Genomic DNA, 19,400 nt, shown 5'->3' with positions numbered 1-19,400 from the left:
AATCAGCGACGCGTCAGCAGAACGCCCAGAACCACACCGACCGCAGCGCCGATGCCTACGCCCGTCCATGGATTATCACGGACATATTCGTCTGCTTTGGCAGCCGCTTCACGAGTCTGTTTTGCCAGTGCATCACTGGTGTCGCCCAGGCGATGGCGACTCTCTTTCAGCGCGCTTTCCGCTTTGCTGCGCAGTTTACTCAGCTCTTCTTTCGATTTATCGGTCGAAGAGTTCAGCACCTCTTCCAGGGTATCGGCCAGGGATTTCAACTCAGCGCGCAGGTGTTCTGAAGTAGTATCTTTAGACATGATTTTCTCCTGTTGAGATTTCCGTTAACTCAATAATTAACTCAATAGTCGCGAGCTTCAAGGGCTTTCAGCTCTTCCTGTGCCTCTTTCAGCTTTGCCTCGCGCTTAGCAATTTTGTCCGCATCCCCTTTCTCATTCGCTTCTTTCAGGTCTTGACGGCGTTCAGCAATCTCGTCCTGTTGTTCAGCGATTTTCTTCTGGTGATCGGCGCGCAACTTGCTGTCCGAGCAGTTAGCTTTGACTTCACTCAGCGCTTTCTTCAGACCGTCGATACGATTCTGATTGTTATGCTTTTCGGCATAACTGATTTCGCGCTGAATATCCTTTTCTTTCTCCTGACAGAGAGAGGTTGCAAAGGAAGCTGTGCTTAAAGAAAACAGGGCCAGAGCCAGAGTGATGCGGTATTTCATTATAGAAACCTTCCATTGTGTGGCGGCATTTTCGAGAGCGTGCCGCTTTTCCAGTGTCATGCGGAGAACAACTGAGGGGTGCTCCGCGTACTTAAGCATAGTAAGTAAACGGGGTTATCACCAAAGTGAGTGAAAAGATTCAGAATCCTGGTAATTAACCAAACCGATGAGAGTTATCGCGCAGCCGCGTTAACCACGCTGCGGTCTGACTCTCATCTTCTTGTAGGGCAATGATATAACCGTGAGGCAACGATCTGTCGAGCACGACTTTTGCCGCAGCGCTTTGCGCGCTGGAGTCAAACTTAATCAGCAGAACGTCGTCTTGCGGTGTAATGCTTTTAAAGCGAATGCCATTCGCATCCAGATGATGCCAGATGTAAAACCCATCCGGTACGCTGGCCCCCTGGCTGACCGGGCGGATCGCCAGCGTAGATTCCTGATGCTGAAGCGCGGTCCAGATCAGAATCATCGCGCTGAGTAGCATCAGCGCGACAATGGCATAAGACCAGCGGCGCACGGAGAAAGGGGCAGTGACCATATTACCCTCTGGCCCCATATTTCTTTTTCAACAGCACATACAGCGAGCCGAGCAGGCCAAAAACCAGCAGCACGACAGGCAGAAGCATCAGGCAGGACATCAACTGATCTTCATATTTCAGGAACACCGGCGTTTTACCCAGCAGATAGCCGAGGCTGGTTAAAATCAGCACCCACAGCAGACCGCTCATCCAGTTGAAGAACTGGAAACGCGCGCTGCTCAGGCCGGAAAGACCAGCGATGGTAGGCAGTAGCGTGCGCACAAAAGCGATAAAGCGGGCAATCAGCAGCGCCGAGAGGCCATGCTTATGGAAAAGATGGTGCGCGCGCTGGTGATAATGTGCCGGGAGATGGGAAAGCCAGTTTTGGACAATACGCGTATTGCCAAGCCATCGGCCCTGAATATAGCTCAACCAGCACCCGAGGCTTGCGGCGATGGTGAGCAGTAAGACGGTCTGCGGAAAGGCCATCGCCCCTTTTGCACACAGAACGCCCACAAGGACCAATAAGCTGTCACCAGGCAGAAAAGCCGCCGGGAGCAATCCATTCTCAAGAAACAGAATCATAAACAGGACGAAATAGAGCATGCCAATCATGGAGGGATTGGCCAGGGTTTCGAAATCCTGAGCCCATAAGGCATTCAGTAATTGGGTCAAAAGTTCCATTCAGTGTTCCTGGAAATCGGTTAACGTCTCGCCTGTTATCCGGGTCAAACAGCACAGCGACATGGGTTATGATTTCATTATGGTCGCTCGCGGACACAATGTGGTGGCCAGAACTGTTCCCTGTAAAGTGGCTGGGTAAGCAAGCACTAACTTAATAAATGCAATTTGCATCCAATTGTAACAAAGCCCAACGTCATGCGTCACAGAATTTGCAATCCGGCGGGTAAATGATTTTGGCCTATGGAATGGAAAGGACGCGAGGGTATTTACACAGGCTGACACTATATATGTTTACTGACCCACGCTCGCCGGAAGGCGCATCGTTGCACCTGCCAGCGAAAAAGAGTGCTATTTTGCCTGACTGGATGCGGTATCGAGATGAACGACGGGATTATCGGCAAAAAGATAGCGGTCGGCGTTGAATTCGAAGTCGTCGCTGGTTTCATTGAACAGCATCAGTTTGGTGTTTTCGAGATGCTGCCACATGGCCAGTTTTGCGGCATGGGGATCTTTACGAATCAGCGCTTTAAGAATCTGATCGTGATCGTCGCACCAGTTATCTACGGTACGCAAATCTATATGATCGTGCAGTTTCTTCCAGTACGGGTTGTGAACGCGCTGAGTCCACATTTTTTCAACAATTGCAGCCAGAGCGGTATTTTGCGTGGCCAGTGCCACCTGGACGTGAAACTGCAGGTCCCATTCGGAATCGCGGAAGCATTTTTCCTTACGCGCGTTATCCTGGATTTCCATCAGTTTCATGATGTCCTGCTTGGTCACCTGGGTTGCAGCAAACTCGGCGATATTACTTTCGATCAGCTGGCGAGCCTGGAGCAGCTCAAAGGGACCATAGCTGGCGAATTCAAGACTTTCGTCCGGCACCGGGGAGTGTTTAGGCAGATTTGAGATCACGTGAATCCCGGAGCCTTTGCGTACCTCTACATAGCCTTCAACTTCCAGCATGATAATCGCTTCGCGAACCACGGTGCGGCTAACGCTCTTTTCATCAGCAATGAAGCGCTCGGCAGGGAGTTTGTCACCGACAAGATAGACGCCTTGCTCGATGCGAGCTTTCAGCTCGGCAGCAAGTTGCTGATATAAACGACGTGATTCGGTGATTTCCATATGCGCTCCAGGCAGGGTACGGCGGATGATTTGTTATACCACTTTTGCGCGCCAGTCTCCAGATTTCCCCATGAAAAAAGCCGCCCTGAGGCGGCTTCCTTCGATGCCTGGCAGACGCTAACTTTGCGCCGCAGGCCCACCCACAGAGCCATTGAGTAGCTCGTCGGCAGACTGGTTTTTCAGTACCGTCCAGATAACCACCGCACCCAGCAGGTCGAAGATGGCCAGAACAGCGAACAGCGGGCTAAAGCCGATAGTGTCAGCCAGCGCGCCCACAACCAGAGCAAACATGGTGCTCGCGGTCCAGGCTGCCATACCGGTCAGGCCGTTGGCGGTTGCCACTTCGTTACGTCCAAAGACGTCAGAAGAGAGCGTGATCAGCGCGCCAGAAAGAGACTGGTGAGCAAAACCACCAATACACAGCAGGCCGATTGCCACATACGGGCTGGTGAACAGGCCGATCATCCCCGGGCCAATCATCAGCAGTGCGCCCATGGTCACGACCATTTTACGGGAGACAATCAGGTTCACACCAAACCAGCGCTGGAACAGCGGCGGTAAATAACCCCCGACGATACAACCCAGGTCAGCAAAGAGCATTGGCATCCAGGCAAACATCGCGATTTCTTTCAGGTTAAAGCCGTAGACTTTAAACATGAACAGCGGGATCCAGGCGTTAAAGGTCCCCCACGCTGGTTCTGCCAGGAAGCGCGGCAGGGCGATACCCCAGAACTGACGGGTCCCCAGAATCTGCCAGACGGACATTTTCTTGCCGTTGTTGGTTTGGTGATGGGATTCCTGACCACCAATGATGTACGCACGTTCTTCGTCAGACAGTTTCTTCTGATCGCGTGGGTGTTTGTAGAAAATCAGCCATGCCATGGCCCAGGCGAAGCTCAGCACGCCGGAGATGATGAACGCCAGCTGCCAGCTGTGCATCACGATAGCCCACACCACCAACGGAGGGGCAATCATCGCGCCGATAGAGGAGCCGACGTTGAAGTAACCGACAGCAATAGAGCGCTCTTTCGCCGGGAACCACTCAGAGCTGGCTTTCAGACCCGCAGGGATCATCGCGGCTTCAGCCGCACCGACCGCACCACGTGCCAGCGCCAGTCCACCCCAGCTTCCTGCCAGCGCGGTTGCACCGCAGAAAATTGCCCAGGTGACCGCGAAGAAGGCGTAGCCGACTTTAGTACCCAGAATATCCAGAAGGTAGCCCGCTACAGGCTGCATGATGGTATAAGCCGCGGAGTAGGCCGCGATAATATAGGAGTATTGCTGCGTGGAGATATGCAGTTCTTCCATTAGCGTTGGCGCAGCCGCTGCTATGGTGTTACGCGTCAGGTAGCCCAGCACGGTGCCGAGCGTCACCAGTGCGATCATGTACCAACGTAACCCTTTAATTTTACGCATGTAAAACCTCATCGTTATAGTATTGCCGCGCCGGAGCACGGTACATCTCGACCGTTTCCGGGAGCTGTCTTGTAACGGGAGGGCGTAACGGGAGTGACTCCCGGAACGGCCCGAACCTTGCCATAAGTAATCGTGCATAAGTCGGTATCCGTACCGCTAATTCCGATGTTTAAACACCGGTAATGCATTCCGTCGGCTTATATGTTGCGACGGCGGAAAAGATAACTTGTCATACAACTTTAAAAGGTGAGTGACATCACAAAAGTGTGAATCTTTGTGTGGTCATTATTTTGGCGTTTCAAAGCCAGGAATGGCGCGGGTTGCGGAGTGTTTTACTCCTTTGAGGGTAAATTATTTGTCAGCGTTTATTGATCTAACTCACGAAAAAAACTTCGGTCGCTGGAAATTGGTGTGATAACTTTGCAGCATCTGAACATAAGCTTTAGCTTTCTGACGCTCTCGTTATAGAGGAAGACGATAATGACGCCGTTTATGACCGAAGATTTTCTATTAGATACTGAATTTGCTCGCCGTCTGTACCATGACTATGCAAAAGACCAGCCGATTTTCGACTACCACTGCCATTTGCCGCCGCAGCAGGTTGCCGAAAATTACCGTTTCAAAAACCTGTATGACATCTGGCTGAAGGGTGACCACTATAAATGGCGTGCGATGCGCACCAACGGTGTGGCTGAGCGCCTGTGTACCGGCGATGCGTCCGATCGTGAGAAGTTCGATGCGTGGGCAGCAACTGTGCCTCATACCATCGGCAACCCGTTATACCACTGGACTCATCTGGAGCTGCGTCGTCCGTTCGGTATCACCGGCAAGCTGCTGTCGCCAACCACTGCGGATGAAATCTGGGATCAGTGCGGTGAATTGCTGGCGCAGGATAAATTCTCCGCGCGCGGAATCATGCAGCAGATGAATGTGAAAATGGTCGGCACTACCGACGATCCTGTTGATACGCTGGAACACCACGCGGTTGTCGCCAAAGACACCTCCTTTGATATCAAAGTGCTGCCGAGCTGGCGCCCGGATAAAGCCTTCAATATCGAGCAGGCGACCTTCAATGACTATATGGCGAAACTGGCCGAAGTCTCTGATACCGATATCCGTCGTTTCACCGATCTGCAAACCGCATTGACCAAACGACTGGATCACTTTGCGGCGCATGGCTGTAAGGTGTCGGACCACGCGCTTGACGTGGTGCTGTTTGCTGAAGCCAGCGAGTCCGAGCTGGACGCGATCCTGGCACGCCGCCTGGCGGGTGAGTCCCTGAGCGAGCACGAAGTGGCACAGTTCAAAACCGCCGTATTGGTGTTCCTGGGCGCAGAGTATGCGCGCCGCGGCTGGGTGCAGCAGTATCACATCGGTGCGCTGCGTAATAACAACCAGCGTCAGTTCAAACTGCTGGGCGCGGATGTGGGCTTTGACTCCATCAACGATCGTCCTCTGGCGGAAGAGCTGTCAAAACTGCTGAGCAAACAGAACGAGCAAAATCTGCTGCCGAAAACCATTCTGTACTGCCTGAACCCGCGCGATAACGAAGTGCTGGGCACCATGATCGGTAACTTCCAGGGCGAAGGGATGCCAGGAAAAATGCAGTTTGGTTCCGGCTGGTGGTTTAACGATCAGAAAGATGGCATGGAACGTCAGATGACGCAGCTGGCGCAGCTCGGTTTGTTAAGCCGCTTCGTGGGGATGCTGACCGATAGCCGCAGCTTCCTGTCTTATACCCGCCATGAATATTTCCGCCGCATTCTGTGCCAGATGATTGGTCGCTGGGTGGCTGCGGGTGAAGCGCCAGCCGACATTCAGCTGCTGGGCGACATGGTGAAAAACATCTGCTTTAACAATGCGCGCGATTACTTCGCCATTGAACTGAACTAAGACCGTTTGAGGTTGATATGCAATACATCAAGATCCATTCGCTGGATAACGTTGCCGTAGCGCTGGCGGATCTGGCCGAAGGTGCTGAAGTCACCGTTGAAAACCAGACCGTCACGCTTCGCCAGGCGATTGTGCGCGGGCATAAATTCGCTCTGTTCCCGATCGCCAAAGGCGAGAACGTGGTGAAGTACGGTTTACCGATCGGTCATGCGCTGGCGGATATTGTGCCGGGTGAACATATTCATTCCCACAATACCCGCACCAATCTCAGCGATTTGGACGAGTACAGCTATCAACCTGATTTCCAGGCCGAAATGGGGCAGGGGGGTGATCGCGACGTTGAGATCTACCGCCGCGCCAGCGGAGAAGTGGGGATCCGCAACGAACTGTGGATCCTGCCAACCGTCGGTTGCGTTAACGGTATTGCCCGTCAAATTCAGAATCGTTTTCTGAAAGAGACCAACAATGCTGAAGGGACTGACGGGGTATTCCTGTTCAGTCACACCTACGGCTGCTCGCAGCTGGGTGACGACCACATTAATACCCGCACCATGCTGCAAAACATGGTGCGCCACCCGAATGCGGGCGCGGTGCTGGTGATTGGCCTGGGATGCGAAAACAACCAGGTCGATGCCTTCCGCGAAACGCTGGGTGAGTTCGATCCTGAGCGTGTGCACTTTATGGTGTGTCAGCATCAGGACGATGAAGTCGAAGCGGGCCTTGAACAACTGCATCAGCTGTATGACGTGATGCGTCACGACAAGCGTCAGCCGGGCAAACTGAGTGAACTGAAGTTTGGTCTTGAGTGCGGCGGCTCCGATGGCCTGTCAGGCATCACCGCCAACCCGATGCTGGGGCGTTTCTCGGATTATATGATTGCCAACGGCGGTACAACGGTGCTGACCGAGGTGCCGGAAATGTTTGGCGCAGAACGCATTCTGATGAGTCACTGCCGCGACGAAGAGACGTTTGAAAAAACCGTCACCATGGTGAACGACTTCAAACAGTACTTTATTGCGCACAACCAACCGATTTATGAAAACCCATCGCCGGGCAACAAGGCGGGCGGGATCACGACGCTTGAAGAGAAATCCCTCGGCTGTACGCAGAAAGCGGGAGCCAGCCAGGTGGTGGACGTTCTGCGCTATGGTGAACGCCTGAAAACGCACGGTCTGAACTTGTTAAGCGCGCCGGGTAACGACGCGGTGGCGACGAGTGCACTGGCGGGTGCGGGCTGTCATATGGTGCTGTTCAGTACCGGTCGCGGCACGCCGTATGGCGGCTTTGTCCCGACGGTAAAAATTGCCACCAACAGCGAACTGGCGGCGAAGAAAAAACACTGGATCGACTTTGACGCCGGACAGCTCATTCACGGTAAAGGTATGCCGCAGGTGCTGAATGAATTCATCGACACCATCGTTGAATTTGCCAACGGCAAACAGACCTGCAATGAACGCAATGATTTCCGCGAACTGGCGATCTTCAAGAGTGGCGTGACGCTATAAGTTGTTATCCATCTCACCCCAAAACGGCGCATTCACTACCTGAAGCGCCGTTTGTTTTCGTCTGAATACAGGACGTTATCATGACCGCGTATTGGCTTGCCCAGGGCGTTGGTGTCATCGCCTTTCTGGTGGGTATCACCACCTTTATCAACCGCGACGAGCGGAAGTTCAAAAAGCAGCTCTCCGCTTACAGCGCCATTATCGGCCTACATTTCTTTTTGATGGGGGCGTTTCCGGCCGGGTCGAGCGCCATGCTCAATGCGGTACGAACGCTGATTACCCTGCGCACCCGCAGTCTGTGGGTGATGACGTTATTTATTGTCCTCACTGCCGGGCTGGGTCTGGCGAAATTCCATCATCCTGTCGAATTGCTGCCGGTGGCCGGCACGCTGGTGAGCACCTGGGCGCTGTTTCGCTGCAAAGGGCTGACGATGCGCTGCGTTCTCTGGTGTTCCACCGGATGTTGGGTGATCCATAACTTCTGGCTGGGATCGATTGGCGGGACGTTAATTGAGGGCAGTTTTCTCATCATGAACGGGCTGAATATCCTCCGCTTCTGGCGTATGCAGCGGCGGGGTATCGATCCATTTAAAATCGAAAAAACGGAACCAGAAGAGAGCCCCTCCGTCCGTTGACGAAAGGGCTCCCCGGTTAGCTACGAAGCGCGTTTTTTGCCAGACGCGCGTCTTCTGCCTGACACACGGCGGCCGTGAACATCACGTCGGTTGAGGAGTTGATGGCGGTTTCGCACGAATCCTGCAACACGCCGATAATGAATCCGACGGCCACGACCTGCATGGCGATTTCGTTCGGGATACCGAACATGTTACACGCCAGCGGAATGAGCAGCAGCGAACCGCCCGCCACGCCGGATGCGCCACAGGCACACAGAGAGGCGACCACGCTCAATAACAGCGCCGTTGGTAGATCCACAGGGATCCCCAGCGTATGCACCGCCGCCAGCGTCAGCACGGTAATCGTGATCGCCGCACCCGCCATATTCACCGTCGCACCCAGTGGAATTGACACCGAATAGGTATCGCGGTCGAGATTCAGCTTTTCACACAGCGTCATATTGACGGGAATATTGGCCGCAGAGCTGCGGGTGAAGAACGCCGTGACCCCGCTTTCGCGCAGACACATCAACACCAGCGGATACGGATTGCGACGGGTCTGGACAAACACCAGCAGAGTATTAATCACCAGCGCCACCACGGCCATACAACCCACCAATACCAGCAGCAGCTGCGCATAGCCCCACAGCGCGGAGAAACCGGTGGTCGCCAGCGTCGACGCGACCAGCCCGAAAATACCGACAGGCGCAAAGCGAATCACTACCGTCACGATGAAGGTCACTGCGTTAGAGACGTCGTTAATCAGGTTTTTCGTGGTGTCGTTGCTGTGGCGCAGGGCAAAGCCCAGGCCGACGGCCCACACCAGAATACCGATGTAGTTGGCGTTGATCAGCGCGTGAATGGGGTTGGCGACCACGCTCATCAGCAGGCCGTGCATCACCTCAACAATCCCCGCAGGCGGGGTAATATCCGTTGCGCCCGTGGTCAGTTGCAGGGTGGAAGGGAAGAGGAAACTCACCACCACGGCGGTCAGAGCGGCAGAGAATGTTCCCAGCAAATACATCCACAGGATGGGACGAATGTTGGTTTTCTGTCCCTGCTGATGATTGGCGATCGAAGCCATCACCAGGGTCAGCACCAGGATGGGGGCGACGGCTTTCAGTGCGCCCACAAACAGCGTTCCGAGTAAGCCAGTGGCGACGGCGGCGGGTTTTGAGACCAGCGCCAACAAAATCCCCAGCACCAGGCCGATCAGTATTTGTTTTACAAGGCTGCCCTGCATCAAGCGCGCAAGCAGACCAGATGAGTGTGTGGTCATCTTGATTCCTTAAGTGAAATTGTGTCCCATCCCGGACGTGATCGATGTCACGTTTATGTCTGGATGTAAGTAAATGTTTGCCTGACCGAGTATAGGGAAAGTGTGCGGAGGGGGAAGCGTAAAATGCTGGAATTTACGTACTACGTCATATTTTTTAACTGTATATTTACATATTCGCTTTATGCCCCCTCCCGAAGGGAGAGGGCGACAGAGATTATTGCGTCTGCTGTTTCTTATCGTTCTGATGATTAACCCAGGCGTTAATGATTAGCGTCAGCGCCAGAATGCCAAACACCACGCCCAGCGAAATCGCGATAGGGATATGGTAGAAATCGACAATCAGCATCTTGATACCGATGAACACCAGAATCACCGACAGCCCGTATTTCAGCATCGAGAAGCGCTCCGCCACGCCCGCCAGCAGGAAGTACATGGCACGTAAGCCGAGGATCGCGAACAGGTTAGACGTCAGGACAATAAACGGATCGGTGGTTACCGCGAAGATAGCCGGAATACTGTCGACGGCGAAGATCACATCGCTCAGCTCCACCAGAATCAACACCAGCAGCAGCGGCGTCGCAAACAGCAGGCCGTTTTTACGAACAAAGAAATGCTCGTTGTCGATGGTGTCGGTCATGCGCAGATGTCCGCGGATCCATTTCACCAGCGGCTTCTCGCCAATTCCGGTTTCGTCTTCTTTCGCCAGCGCCATTTTCACACCGGTGAACAGCAGGAACGCGCCAAAGACATATAGCAGCCATTCGAACTGGGTAATCAGCCAGCTGCCCGCGAAGATCATGACGGTACGCAGGATGATCGCACCCAGCACGCCATAAACCAGCACGCGGCGCTGCAGAGCCGCAGGAACCGCAAAGTAGCTGAACAGCATCAGCCAGACAAAGACGTTATCAACCGCCAGGGCTTTTTCAATCAGATAGCCAGTGAGGAAGGCGAGCGCCTGCGGATCGGCCACCGCGCGGCCTTCCGTCGATGCCAGATACCACCAGAACGCGGCGCAAAACAGCAGAGAGAGACTGACCCACACCAGAGACCAGGCGGCGGCCTGTTTCATGGTCATGCCATGAGCGCCGCGACGGCCCTGTAAAAACAGGTCGATCGCCAGCATGATGACCACCACAACGGCGAACCCGCCCCATAACATTGGAGTGCCGACAGAGTGCATAGAGATTTTTCCTTCCATAAAAACAAAAACGGCTAACGTCAGAAGACGATAGCCGTTGCGTTTTTTATGCAGGGACCTCGCCTTCCGGCAAGGTCTCACTTACAACCAAAAGAACACGTTTTCGTGACTCTTTTCGTTGCCCGGCGACCGGATGCGGTATTGCACGCATCGTAATGACGACCCACCGGCAATGAAGTTACTCCCCTTTGCAGGTAACAAAATATGTCAGCATGCGTGTTTCGTCAATGCCTGACTGCATCCTATTACACAGCTTTACGCGATAGTTTCTGTATTCACGCCATCCGCAGGGAACACCACACCCGTCTGACGACGGATCTCGGTCTGGAGTTTCGCCGTGGTACGGCTAACGGCCAGGCCCGGGTGGTTCACTTCATTGTTTTCGACCAGGCGAGCGAACGCCTCTGCCTCATAGAGCATAGTGTTAATATGCTGAGGCTGCGTCAGTTCCTGCGCTTTTCCGCCGCGTGGGATAAAACTCACCTTCTGGCACTCGGAAATTTTCTCGATCACTAGCGAGCCCGCTTCACCCTGAATTTCACTCGGCAGCACAGAATCACTGACTTTAGAGTGTTGCAGCGTGACGCTGAAATCACCGTAATCCAGCACCACTAATCCGTGCGCATCCACTCCGCTCTCCAGCAGGCTGGCGGTGGCGATCACGCCATGCGGCTCGCCCCACAGTGCAACCGCGGAGGCCAGGCAGTAAAAACCGATATCCATAATCGAGCCGTTCGAGAACGCAGGATTAAAGGTATTTGGATTTTCGCCGTCCAGATAGCGCTGATACCGGGACGAATACTGGCAGTAATTAATAAACGCTTTGCGCACTTTGCCCAGTTTTGGCAACGACTGCTGCAACAGCAGGAAATTAGGCAGGCTGGCGGTTTTGAACGCTTCGAACAACACCACCTGATTTTCCCGCGCAAGCTGAATGGCGGCTTCCACTTCCTGAATCGTGGACGCCAGCGGTTTCTCGCAAATCACATGTTTTTTGTGGGCGAGGAATAGCAGCGTTTGTGGAGAGTGCAGCGAGTTCGGGCTGGCAATATAGACCGCGTCTATAGCATCGCTTTGCGCCATCTCCTCGAGCGAGGTAAACAGATGCTCGACAGGGTAATCGTTCGCAAAGGTCTGGGCCTGTTCAAGGCTGCGGGAATAGACTGCGGTGAGTTTGTATTTGCCGGTCTCATGGGCGGCATCGACGAACTGGCGAGTGATCCAGTTAGTGCCTATAACTGCGAAACGTATCATAAACGTTCACGTACTCCGTAGCTGGGAACCTTTTGTCACTTTAGCACGCGTGCATGACAAAACCAGTGCGTAAACCCGCATCCCGGTCATTCTTCAGGCAGCTGGTGCATTGGTCTTCCTGCAACGCGAATAATTTAGGGGCAATCCTTTAACGATAAATGCGTCAGCCACAGCCGGGTATCAAACTCCAGCTGGTGGTACTGCGGTTCCATGTGACAACACAAGGAATAGAAGGCTTTGTCGTGCTCTTTTTCCTTCAGGTGCGCCAGCTCATGCACCACGATCATGCGCAAAAAAGCCTCCGGCGCGTTGCGAAACACCGTGGCGACGCGGATCTCCGCCTTGGCTTTTAACTTGCCGCCCTGGACGCGGGAGATCGCAGTGTGCAGACCGAGCGCGTTTTTCAGCACGTGGATCTTGTTGTCGTACATCACTTTATTGATCGGCGGCGCGCTGCGCAGATAACGATTTTTCATATCCTGCGTATACTGCCAGAGTGCTTTATCCGTCGCGAAATCGTGCGTGCCCGGATACCGCTTTTCCAGCACTGCGCCCAATTTTTGCTCGGCAATTAAGCTGCGAACCTGGAAAAGTAAATTCTCCGGGTAGCCCTGGAGATAAGTAAGTTGGTTCATCAAAGCCCCAAATGTTCGATAAAACGGGTATACTCACGCACCCTTTTCAGGGATAACGCCAAATTTTACCACTCAGGAGGGCCGATGAGCCACTTAGACAACGGTTTCCGTTCACTCAATCTTAAACGTTTCCCGGAAACGGACGACGTTAACCCGCTTCAGGCGTGGGAAGCGGCGGATGAATATCTGCTGCAACAGTTGGATGACACAGAAATTGTCGGCCCGGTTCTGATCCTGAATGATACCTTCGGTGCGCTGGGCTGTGCGCTGGCCGAACACACGCCTTACAGTATCGGCGACTCTTATTTAAGCGAACTCGCGACGCGTGAAAACCTGCGTCATAACGATATTGCGGAATCCAGCGTCAAGTTTCTCGACAGCACGGCGGAATATCCGCAGGCGCCGGGCGTTGTCCTGATTAAAATTCCTAAAACGCTGGCCCTGCTGGAACAGCAGCTGCGGGCGCTGCGCCACGTCGTGACGCCGCAAACGCGCATTATTGCCGGCGCTAAAGCGCGTGATATTCACAACTCGACTCTTGAGCTGTTCGAAAAAGTGCTGGGTCCCACCACCACCACGCTGGCCTGGAAAAAGGCGCGTCTGATTAACTGTACCTTCAGTCAGCCAGAGCTTGCCGATGCGCCAGAAACCCTGAGCTGGAAACTGGAAGGAACTAGCTGGACCATTCACAACCATGCGAACGTCTTCTCGCGCACCGGGCTGGATATCGGCGCTCGCTTCTTCCTGGAACATCTGCCAGAAAATCTGGAAGGCGAAATCGTCGATCTCGGTTGCGGTAACGGTGTTGTGGGGCTGACGCTGCTGGAGAAAAACCCGGAAGCCAGCGTGATCTTTACCGATGAGTCGCCGATGGCGGTGGCATCAAGCCGCCTGAATGTAGAAACCAACATGCCGGAAGCGCTGGATCGCTGCGAATTTATGATCAACAACGCGCTGTCGGGCGTTGAGCCTTTCCGCTTCAACGCGGTGCTGTGCAACCCGCCGTTCCACCAGAAACATGCCCTGACGGATAATGTGGCCTGGGAAATGTTCCACCACGCGCGTCGCTGCCTGAAGATTAACGGTGAGCTGTACATCGTGGCAAACCGTCACCTTGACTACTTCCACAAGCTGAAGAAGATTTTCGGTAACTGCTCCACGGTCGCCACCAATAACAAATTTGTGGTGCTGAAAGCCGTGAAGCTGGGGCGTCGTCGCTAAGTCGGCACTGCTGCGACGGTTATGCCCGGTAGCGCTACGCTTACCGGGCGTACATTACCTAGATTTCCAGCGCCAGACGGGTCCCCTGCGCAATGGCTCGCCGGGCGTCCAGTTCCATCGCCACATCACACCCGCCAATCAAATGCACCGTTTTTCCGGCTTCGCGCAGCGGATCGGCCAGATCGCGTTTCGGCTCCTGCCCGGCACACAAAATCACATGATCCACGCGAAGAAGCTGCGGTTCGCCGCCGATCACCACATGCAATCCCTCATCGTCGATTTTTTGATAGCTCACCGCCGGGATCATCTTCACACCGCGGGAAAGCAGCGTCGCGCGGTGGATCCAGCCGGTCGTTTTCCCCAGCCCCTCGCCAGGCTTGCTGGCTTTACGCTGGAGCATCACTATCCGACGCGGGCTTTTCGGTAACAGCGGTCCCTCTGGACGCAGGCCGCCGGACTGATTCAGGCTGGTGTCGATTCCCCATTCCACGCAAAACTCGGCAATATTCTGACTGGTCGCTTCACCGGGCTGGCTCAGATACATCGCGGTATCAAAGCCGATTCCGCCGCAGCCGATAATCGCCACGCTCTCGCCGACGGGCATCTTGTCGCGCAACACGTCAAGATAACTCAGCACTTTCGGGTGATCGATGCCGTCGATCGTGGGAGTGCGCGGCGCGATCCCGCTTGCCAGGATCACTTCATCAAAAGCACTCAGCTCTGATGCGCTGACATACTGATTGAGCCGCAGATCCACGCCGGTCAACGCGATCATCCGGCGGTAATAGCGCAGCGTTTCGTAAAACTCTTCTTTGCCGGGGATCTGTTTGGCGATATTAAACTGCCCGCCAATCTCCGCCAGCGCGTCAAACAGCGTGACCGCGTGGCCCCTCGCCGCGGCATTCACCGCAAACGCCAGGCCCGCTGGCCCTGCGCCGACCACGGCCAGACGTTTGATCTTCACCGCCGGAACGATCGGCATCTTCGTTTCGTGGCAGGCGCGCGGATTCACCAGACAGGAGGTCACTTTGCCGACGAAGATCTGATCCAGGCACGCCTGATTACAGCCGATACAGGTATTGATCTCATCAGCGCGATCGCTTTGCGCTTTGGAAAGCAGCTCCGCGTCGGCCAGGAACGGACGCGCCATCGACACCATATCGGCATCGCCTTTGGCCAGCACATCCTCGGCCACCTGAGGATCGTTAATGCGGTTGGTGGTGACCAGCGGGATCGACACTTTGCCTTTCAGCTTGCGGGTGACCCAGCTAAACGCGGCGCGAGGGACCGGCGTGGCGATGGTCGGAATGCGCGCTTCATGCCAGCCAATGCCGGTGTTGATAAGGGTCGCGCCCGCCGCTTCGATGGCTTGCGCCAGCTGGACAGTCTCTTCAAACGTGCCGCCGCCCTCCACCAAATCGAGCATCGACAGGCGGAAGATAATAATAAAATCGGCTCCTGCGCGCTCGCGTACGGCGCGTACTATTTCTACGGCAAAGCGCATCCGACGTGAATAATCGCCGCCCCATTCGTCGTCGCGATGGTTGGTTCGCGCAGCGAGAAATTCGTTAATCAGATAGCCTTCGGAACCCATCACCTCCACGCCGTCATAACCTGCCTCACGAGCCAGCGCGGCGCAGCGGGCGAAGTCGTTTATCAGCGCAAGGATTTCATCGTGGGTGAGGGCGTGCGGCGTAAAGCGGTTAATCGGGGCCTGAATGGCGGAAGGGGCCACCAGGTGCGGCTGATAGCTGTAGCGCCCGGTATGCAGGATTTGCAGCGCAATTTTGCCCCCTTCTTTGTGCACCGCATCGGTCACCACGCGGTGATGCGGCAGCTGGCTGGCATCGTTGAGCACCGCGCCGCCTTCCATGCCCACGCCGGACAGCGCAGGCGCTACGCCGCCCGTGACAATCAATGCCACCCCGTGACGGGCACGTTCGGCGTAGAAGGCCGCCAGGCGTTCAGCACCGTCCGGATGTTCCTCCAGACCGGTATGCATAGATCCCATCAAGACGCGGTTTTTAAGGGTGGTGAACCCCAGATCGAGTGGGGCAAAAAGCGACGGATAGCGGCTCATAATCTCTTCCAGTGTAAAATTATTGTTATGTGGTCGGATGAGTTACTAATTTAGCCAGTCGCAGGCAAAAGGGAAAAGAGGAGTGCGGTGATTGTGATGGGATTCAAAGATTGATGCGGCCTGATGCCCTCACCCTAACCCTCTCCCACGGGGAGAGGGGACCGACCAGTGCAGATTTGACGCTAAGGGTTGGGCATTATCCCCTCTGTCCTGGGGGGAGAGGGTCAGGGTGAGGGGACCTACCGGTGTGGGCTTGACGCTAAGGGTTGGGCATTTTCCCCTCTCCCCTGAGGGGAGAGGGTCAGGGAGAGGGGACCGACCGGTGCGGACTTGACGCTAAGGGTTGGGCATTTTCCCCTCTGCCCTGAGGGGAGAGGGTCAGGGAGAGGGGACCGACCGGTGCGGACTTGACGCTAAGGGTTGGGCATTTTCCCCTCTGTCCTGGGGGGAGAGGGTCAGGGTGAGGGGGACGTCCGCACCAGTCCTGGCGCCTGCCACATCGACGTGGTCAGCCCGCTATCGACCAGCCCGAGCTGATCGACATAGACCGCCTGCCATTTTTGCATCATCCCGTCGTACAACTCCCGGTGATCGGGATTAGGTGTAAATTCCCGGCTCCACTTCACCAGCCGTTCCCCCGTCGAGGCCATATCGCTAAACAGCCCAGCCCCGGTGCCTGCCGCAATCGCGCAGCCGAGCGCCGTCGCCTCTTTCACTTCGGGTACGCGCACCGGCAGTCCGGTGACATCGCTTAAAATCTGGCTCCACAATGCCCCTTTTGCGCCGCCACCGGCGAACACCAGGCTTTCAAACGTCACGCCGGAAAAATGGGAGATCTGCGCCAGATTACAGGCCGAAACAATCGCGGCATTCTCTTCCAGGGCGCGGAACAGCGTCGCTTTATTGCATTTTTCCGGGTCGATGGAGAGGTTAATAAACGACGGCGCAGCGTGATACCACTGCTTAAAATGCATTGCATCAGAAAATATCGGCATCACACCGTGAGAGCCAGGCGGTACGCGGCTGGCCATCTCTTCGAGCAGCGAATAGGCGTCCATCCCCATTCGCTCGGCGATCAGTTTTTCTTCCGCGCAAAAGGCATCCCGGAACCAGCGCATCGTCAGTCCGGTAAAGAAGCTGATGGATTCGGCCTGCGCCATTCCGGGGATGACGTGCGGATTCACGCGAATATTCATCTCCGGATCGGTACGCACCTGCGGCAGATTTACCACCTGCTGCCAGAACGTTCCCCCCAACACCGCGGTTTGCCCGGCGCGCACCACGCCTAAGCCCAGACAACCCAGCTGCACATCGCCGCCGCCCATCACCACCGGCGTGCCCTCGCGCAGGCCGCTTTGCTGCGCAGCCTCGCGGGTGACGGCTCCCAGCACAGTGCCGGTCTCTTTGACCGGGGAAAGAATATCGGCGCGCAGCCCGGCCATATCCAGCAGCGCAGGACGCCAGTCGCGGCTAAACAGATCGAGCATACCGGTGGTCCCCGCATTGGACGGATCCACCGCCAGCTCGCCGGAAAGTTTTGCCGCCAGCCAGTCGCTGATCATGGTGATGGTCGCCGCGTTGCGATAAATGTCCGGCCGATGATGCGCCAGCCATAGCAGGCGCGGCATGGCGCTCAGGGCCAGCGTCTGGCCGGAGACGTCATATACCTCGGATTCAAAACGGTCGTCGTGGATCTCTTTGAGTTCAGCTACTTCACGGCTGGCGCGGGCATCGACGTTCGCGCAGGCCCAAATCGCCTCGCCGTTGCGGTCATAGAGCACGATGCCTTCCCGCATCGAACAGCAGGCGATGGACTGAATGTCCGCCGCGCTAAGATGGGCACGCTCCAGCGCCTGGTGGATACACTGGCACGTCAGTCGCCAGTTCGTTTCGAGATCAAACTCCATAGAGCCAGGCACATTTTCCACACTCAGGTGTTTCCACTCCGCCTGGCCGACGGCGATCTGGTTGCCGTGCAGATCGAATACCACGGCGCGAACACTTCCCGTCCCTGCATCTAACGCTAAAAGGTAACTCATGACCTTGCCTCGTTGTGAGCACGGGACAGGCTCTTATGTCGCCAGAGCCAGCACCGCGCGGGCTGTCGTCTCTTCCGTCACCAGGCCATTGATACGGCGACCTTTCAGTGCGGCATAAATCGCATCTGTTTTCTCTTCGCCACCGGCCACGCCGATAATCGTCGGCAGCTGCGCCAGCTCATCGAGCGTCACACCCAGTAATTCCTGATGGATGTCCAGATCGGCAACCCGTTCGCCTGCGGCATTAAGGAAATAGCCGAGGATGTCACCCACTGCGCCTTTACGCGCAAACATCAGCTGTTCGCCTTCGCTGATGTAACCGGAGCGCAAAATTGTGGCATCGCGGCGCTGATTTACCGCGCCAATTCCCACGACGGCGGCATCGGCGGCGGTCGCCGCAAGGATCACATCCCGCACGCTGGCTTCGCGTTTTAAGATCCCGGCCACTTCCGCCGATGAGACGCGAAGCGGGGCGGGGATCATGCTCACGCTACAGGCGGCGTCCAGCTGGCCGATACCGGTCATGTACGGCCCCACTCCGCCGGAGAGGGTCACCAGCCGCACCTGCTGCGAGCTGATAAAGCCGCTTAAATGTTGAATGCAGCTCATGGTCGCTTCGCCAAATCCCACCGCCAGCAGTTGTCCTGGCTCCAGCACGCCCATTAAGGACTGCGCCGCGCCAATGCCAAGACGCACGTTCATGGATGAGGTATTCAGCGCGGGAACCACGCGAACCAGCTTCAGCCCAAAGCGCTGCTGTAATTCTGTTTCCAGCGCCAGACAGCCCTCATAGCGGGAATTAATCTGGACGCGGATAACGCCCGACTGACGTCCCTTTTCCAACAACCGTGAAATCTTCAGGCGCGGCAACCCTAAGCGCTCGCCAATATCGTTCTGCGTCAGGCCGTCGTGGTAATAGCACCACGCCACCCGCGCAACCAGTTCTTCTTCAGCCAGCGCCAGCCCGGCAAATCGACTCTCTTCGGCAATGCGTTTATCGCCCATATTTGAACTCTTATAAAAATTTAGATCATATGTTCGCAATGACGCGGACAGAAAATGTGAGCCATGCGGCAAAACGGATCTTTTAGATTGTTTCTGCGCTATCTGGATCTTAATCCATAAAACTGTGATCCCTGCACGGTTGTAAATATAGTTCACCGTCTACGCTTTTGAACATTATTAAATCAAAAAATCATTTGTTCAATAGCGGAGCGG

Annotated in this window: 17 protein-coding genes; 4 read left to right on the top strand and 13 right to left on the bottom strand. The window is 55.4% G+C overall.

Annotation, left to right across the window (positions count from 1 at the left end; genetic code table 11):
• Window positions 1-2: 2 nt before the first annotated feature.
• The 6 genes from SOM82_RS17890 to SOM82_RS17865 all read right to left on the bottom strand — a co-directional run bounded on the left by SOM82_RS17890 (window position 3) and on the right by SOM82_RS17865 (window position 4,461).
• A complete protein-coding gene (locus tag SOM82_RS17890) occupies window positions 3-308 on the bottom strand; it encodes an ElaB/YgaM/YqjD family protein (RefSeq protein WP_154126364.1) in 306 nt (101 codons plus the stop codon).
• 41 nt (window positions 309-349) lie between these two features.
• Entirely contained in the window at window positions 350-718 is a 369-nt protein-coding gene (locus SOM82_RS17885) for a DUF1090 domain-containing protein (protein WP_154126363.1), read from the bottom strand.
• Window positions 719-872: 154 nt separating this feature from the next.
• The gene (gene mzrA / locus SOM82_RS17880; RefSeq protein ID WP_501083569.1) at window positions 873-1,202 is read right to left on the bottom strand and encodes an EnvZ/OmpR regulon moderator MzrA; all 330 of its coding nucleotides are present in this window, start codon (window positions 1,200-1,202) and stop codon (window positions 873-875) included.
• Window positions 1,203-1,257: 55 nt separating this feature from the next.
• Complete coding sequence (gene yqjA, locus SOM82_RS17875; RefSeq protein WP_154126361.1) at window positions 1,258-1,920, bottom strand: DedA family general envelope maintenance protein YqjA; 663 nt, start codon at window positions 1,918-1,920, stop codon at window positions 1,258-1,260.
• A gap of 348 nt (window positions 1,921-2,268) precedes the next feature.
• Entirely contained in the window at window positions 2,269-3,045 is a 777-nt protein-coding gene (gene exuR / locus SOM82_RS17870) for a transcriptional regulator ExuR (RefSeq protein ID WP_154126360.1), read from the bottom strand.
• 117 nt (window positions 3,046-3,162) lie between these two features.
• Entirely contained in the window at window positions 3,163-4,461 is a 1,299-nt protein-coding gene (locus SOM82_RS17865; protein ID WP_320460882.1) for an MFS transporter, read from the bottom strand.
• A gap of 480 nt (window positions 4,462-4,941) precedes the next feature.
• Between SOM82_RS17865 and uxaC the strand changes: the two genes are divergently transcribed.
• From uxaC to SOM82_RS17850, 3 genes are all read left to right on the top strand, one after another.
• Window positions 4,942-6,354, top strand: a complete 1,413-nt coding sequence (uxaC, locus tag SOM82_RS17860; RefSeq protein WP_320460881.1) for a glucuronate isomerase — start codon at window positions 4,942-4,944, stop codon at window positions 6,352-6,354.
• A gap of 17 nt (window positions 6,355-6,371) precedes the next feature.
• Window positions 6,372-7,859, top strand: coding sequence for a UxaA family hydrolase (locus tag SOM82_RS17855; protein WP_320460880.1), 1,488 nt, complete (start codon window positions 6,372-6,374; stop codon window positions 7,857-7,859).
• An 80-nt stretch (window positions 7,860-7,939) separates the two neighbouring features.
• A complete protein-coding gene (locus tag SOM82_RS17850; protein ID WP_414672121.1) occupies window positions 7,940-8,494 on the top strand; it encodes a YgjV family protein in 555 nt (184 codons plus the stop codon).
• A gap of 16 nt (window positions 8,495-8,510) precedes the next feature.
• On the opposite strand, the gene sstT is transcribed toward SOM82_RS17850, so the two are convergent.
• The 4 genes from sstT to SOM82_RS17830 all read right to left on the bottom strand — a co-directional run bounded on the left by sstT (window position 8,511) and on the right by SOM82_RS17830 (window position 12,842).
• Window positions 8,511-9,752, bottom strand: a complete 1,242-nt coding sequence (sstT, locus tag SOM82_RS17845) for a serine/threonine transporter SstT (protein ID WP_320460879.1) — start codon at window positions 9,750-9,752, stop codon at window positions 8,511-8,513.
• A gap of 214 nt (window positions 9,753-9,966) precedes the next feature.
• Window positions 9,967-10,935 (bottom strand): TerC family protein, encoded by a 969-nt coding sequence (locus SOM82_RS17840; protein ID WP_154126354.1) that lies wholly within the window; start codon window positions 10,933-10,935, stop codon window positions 9,967-9,969.
• Window positions 10,936-11,208: 273 nt separating this feature from the next.
• Window positions 11,209-12,207 carry a Gfo/Idh/MocA family protein gene (locus SOM82_RS17835; protein ID WP_320460878.1) on the bottom strand — a complete coding sequence of 333 codons (999 nt, stop codon included), beginning with the start codon at window positions 12,205-12,207 and terminating at the stop codon, window positions 11,209-11,211.
• Window positions 12,208-12,341: 134 nt separating this feature from the next.
• Entirely contained in the window at window positions 12,342-12,842 is a 501-nt protein-coding gene (locus SOM82_RS17830; protein WP_320460877.1) for a YgjP-like metallopeptidase domain-containing protein, read from the bottom strand.
• A gap of 84 nt (window positions 12,843-12,926) precedes the next feature.
• On the opposite strand from SOM82_RS17830, the gene rlmG reads away from it, so the two are divergent.
• On the top strand, window positions 12,927-14,063 hold the full coding sequence (rlmG, locus tag SOM82_RS17825) for a 23S rRNA (guanine(1835)-N(2))-methyltransferase RlmG (RefSeq protein WP_320460876.1): 1,137 nt from the start codon (window positions 12,927-12,929) through the stop codon (window positions 14,061-14,063).
• A gap of 58 nt (window positions 14,064-14,121) precedes the next feature.
• Here the strand turns inward: rlmG and SOM82_RS17820 are convergent, their stop codons facing one another.
• The 3 genes from SOM82_RS17820 to lsrR form a co-directional block, all read right to left on the bottom strand.
• The gene (locus tag SOM82_RS17820; RefSeq protein WP_320460875.1) at window positions 14,122-16,143 is read right to left on the bottom strand and encodes an oxidoreductase; all 2,022 of its coding nucleotides are present in this window, start codon (window positions 16,141-16,143) and stop codon (window positions 14,122-14,124) included.
• Between the two features lie 455 nt (window positions 16,144-16,598).
• Window positions 16,599-18,182: an autoinducer-2 kinase gene (lsrK, locus tag SOM82_RS17815; protein ID WP_320460874.1), complete on the bottom strand. Its 1,584-nt coding sequence runs from the start codon at window positions 18,180-18,182 to the stop codon at window positions 16,599-16,601.
• Between the two features lie 33 nt (window positions 18,183-18,215).
• Complete coding sequence (lsrR, locus tag SOM82_RS17810; RefSeq protein WP_154126348.1) at window positions 18,216-19,187, bottom strand: transcriptional regulator LsrR; 972 nt, start codon at window positions 19,185-19,187, stop codon at window positions 18,216-18,218.
• Window positions 19,188-19,400: the final 213 nt, after the last annotated feature.

This window comes from Lelliottia sp. CFBP8978 (genome assembly GCF_034046055.2).
Classification (GTDB): Bacteria; Pseudomonadota; Gammaproteobacteria; order Enterobacterales; family Enterobacteriaceae; genus Enterobacter.
Note: the sequence above shows the minus strand (reverse complement) of the source record. Positions and strands in the feature narration are given on the sequence as shown.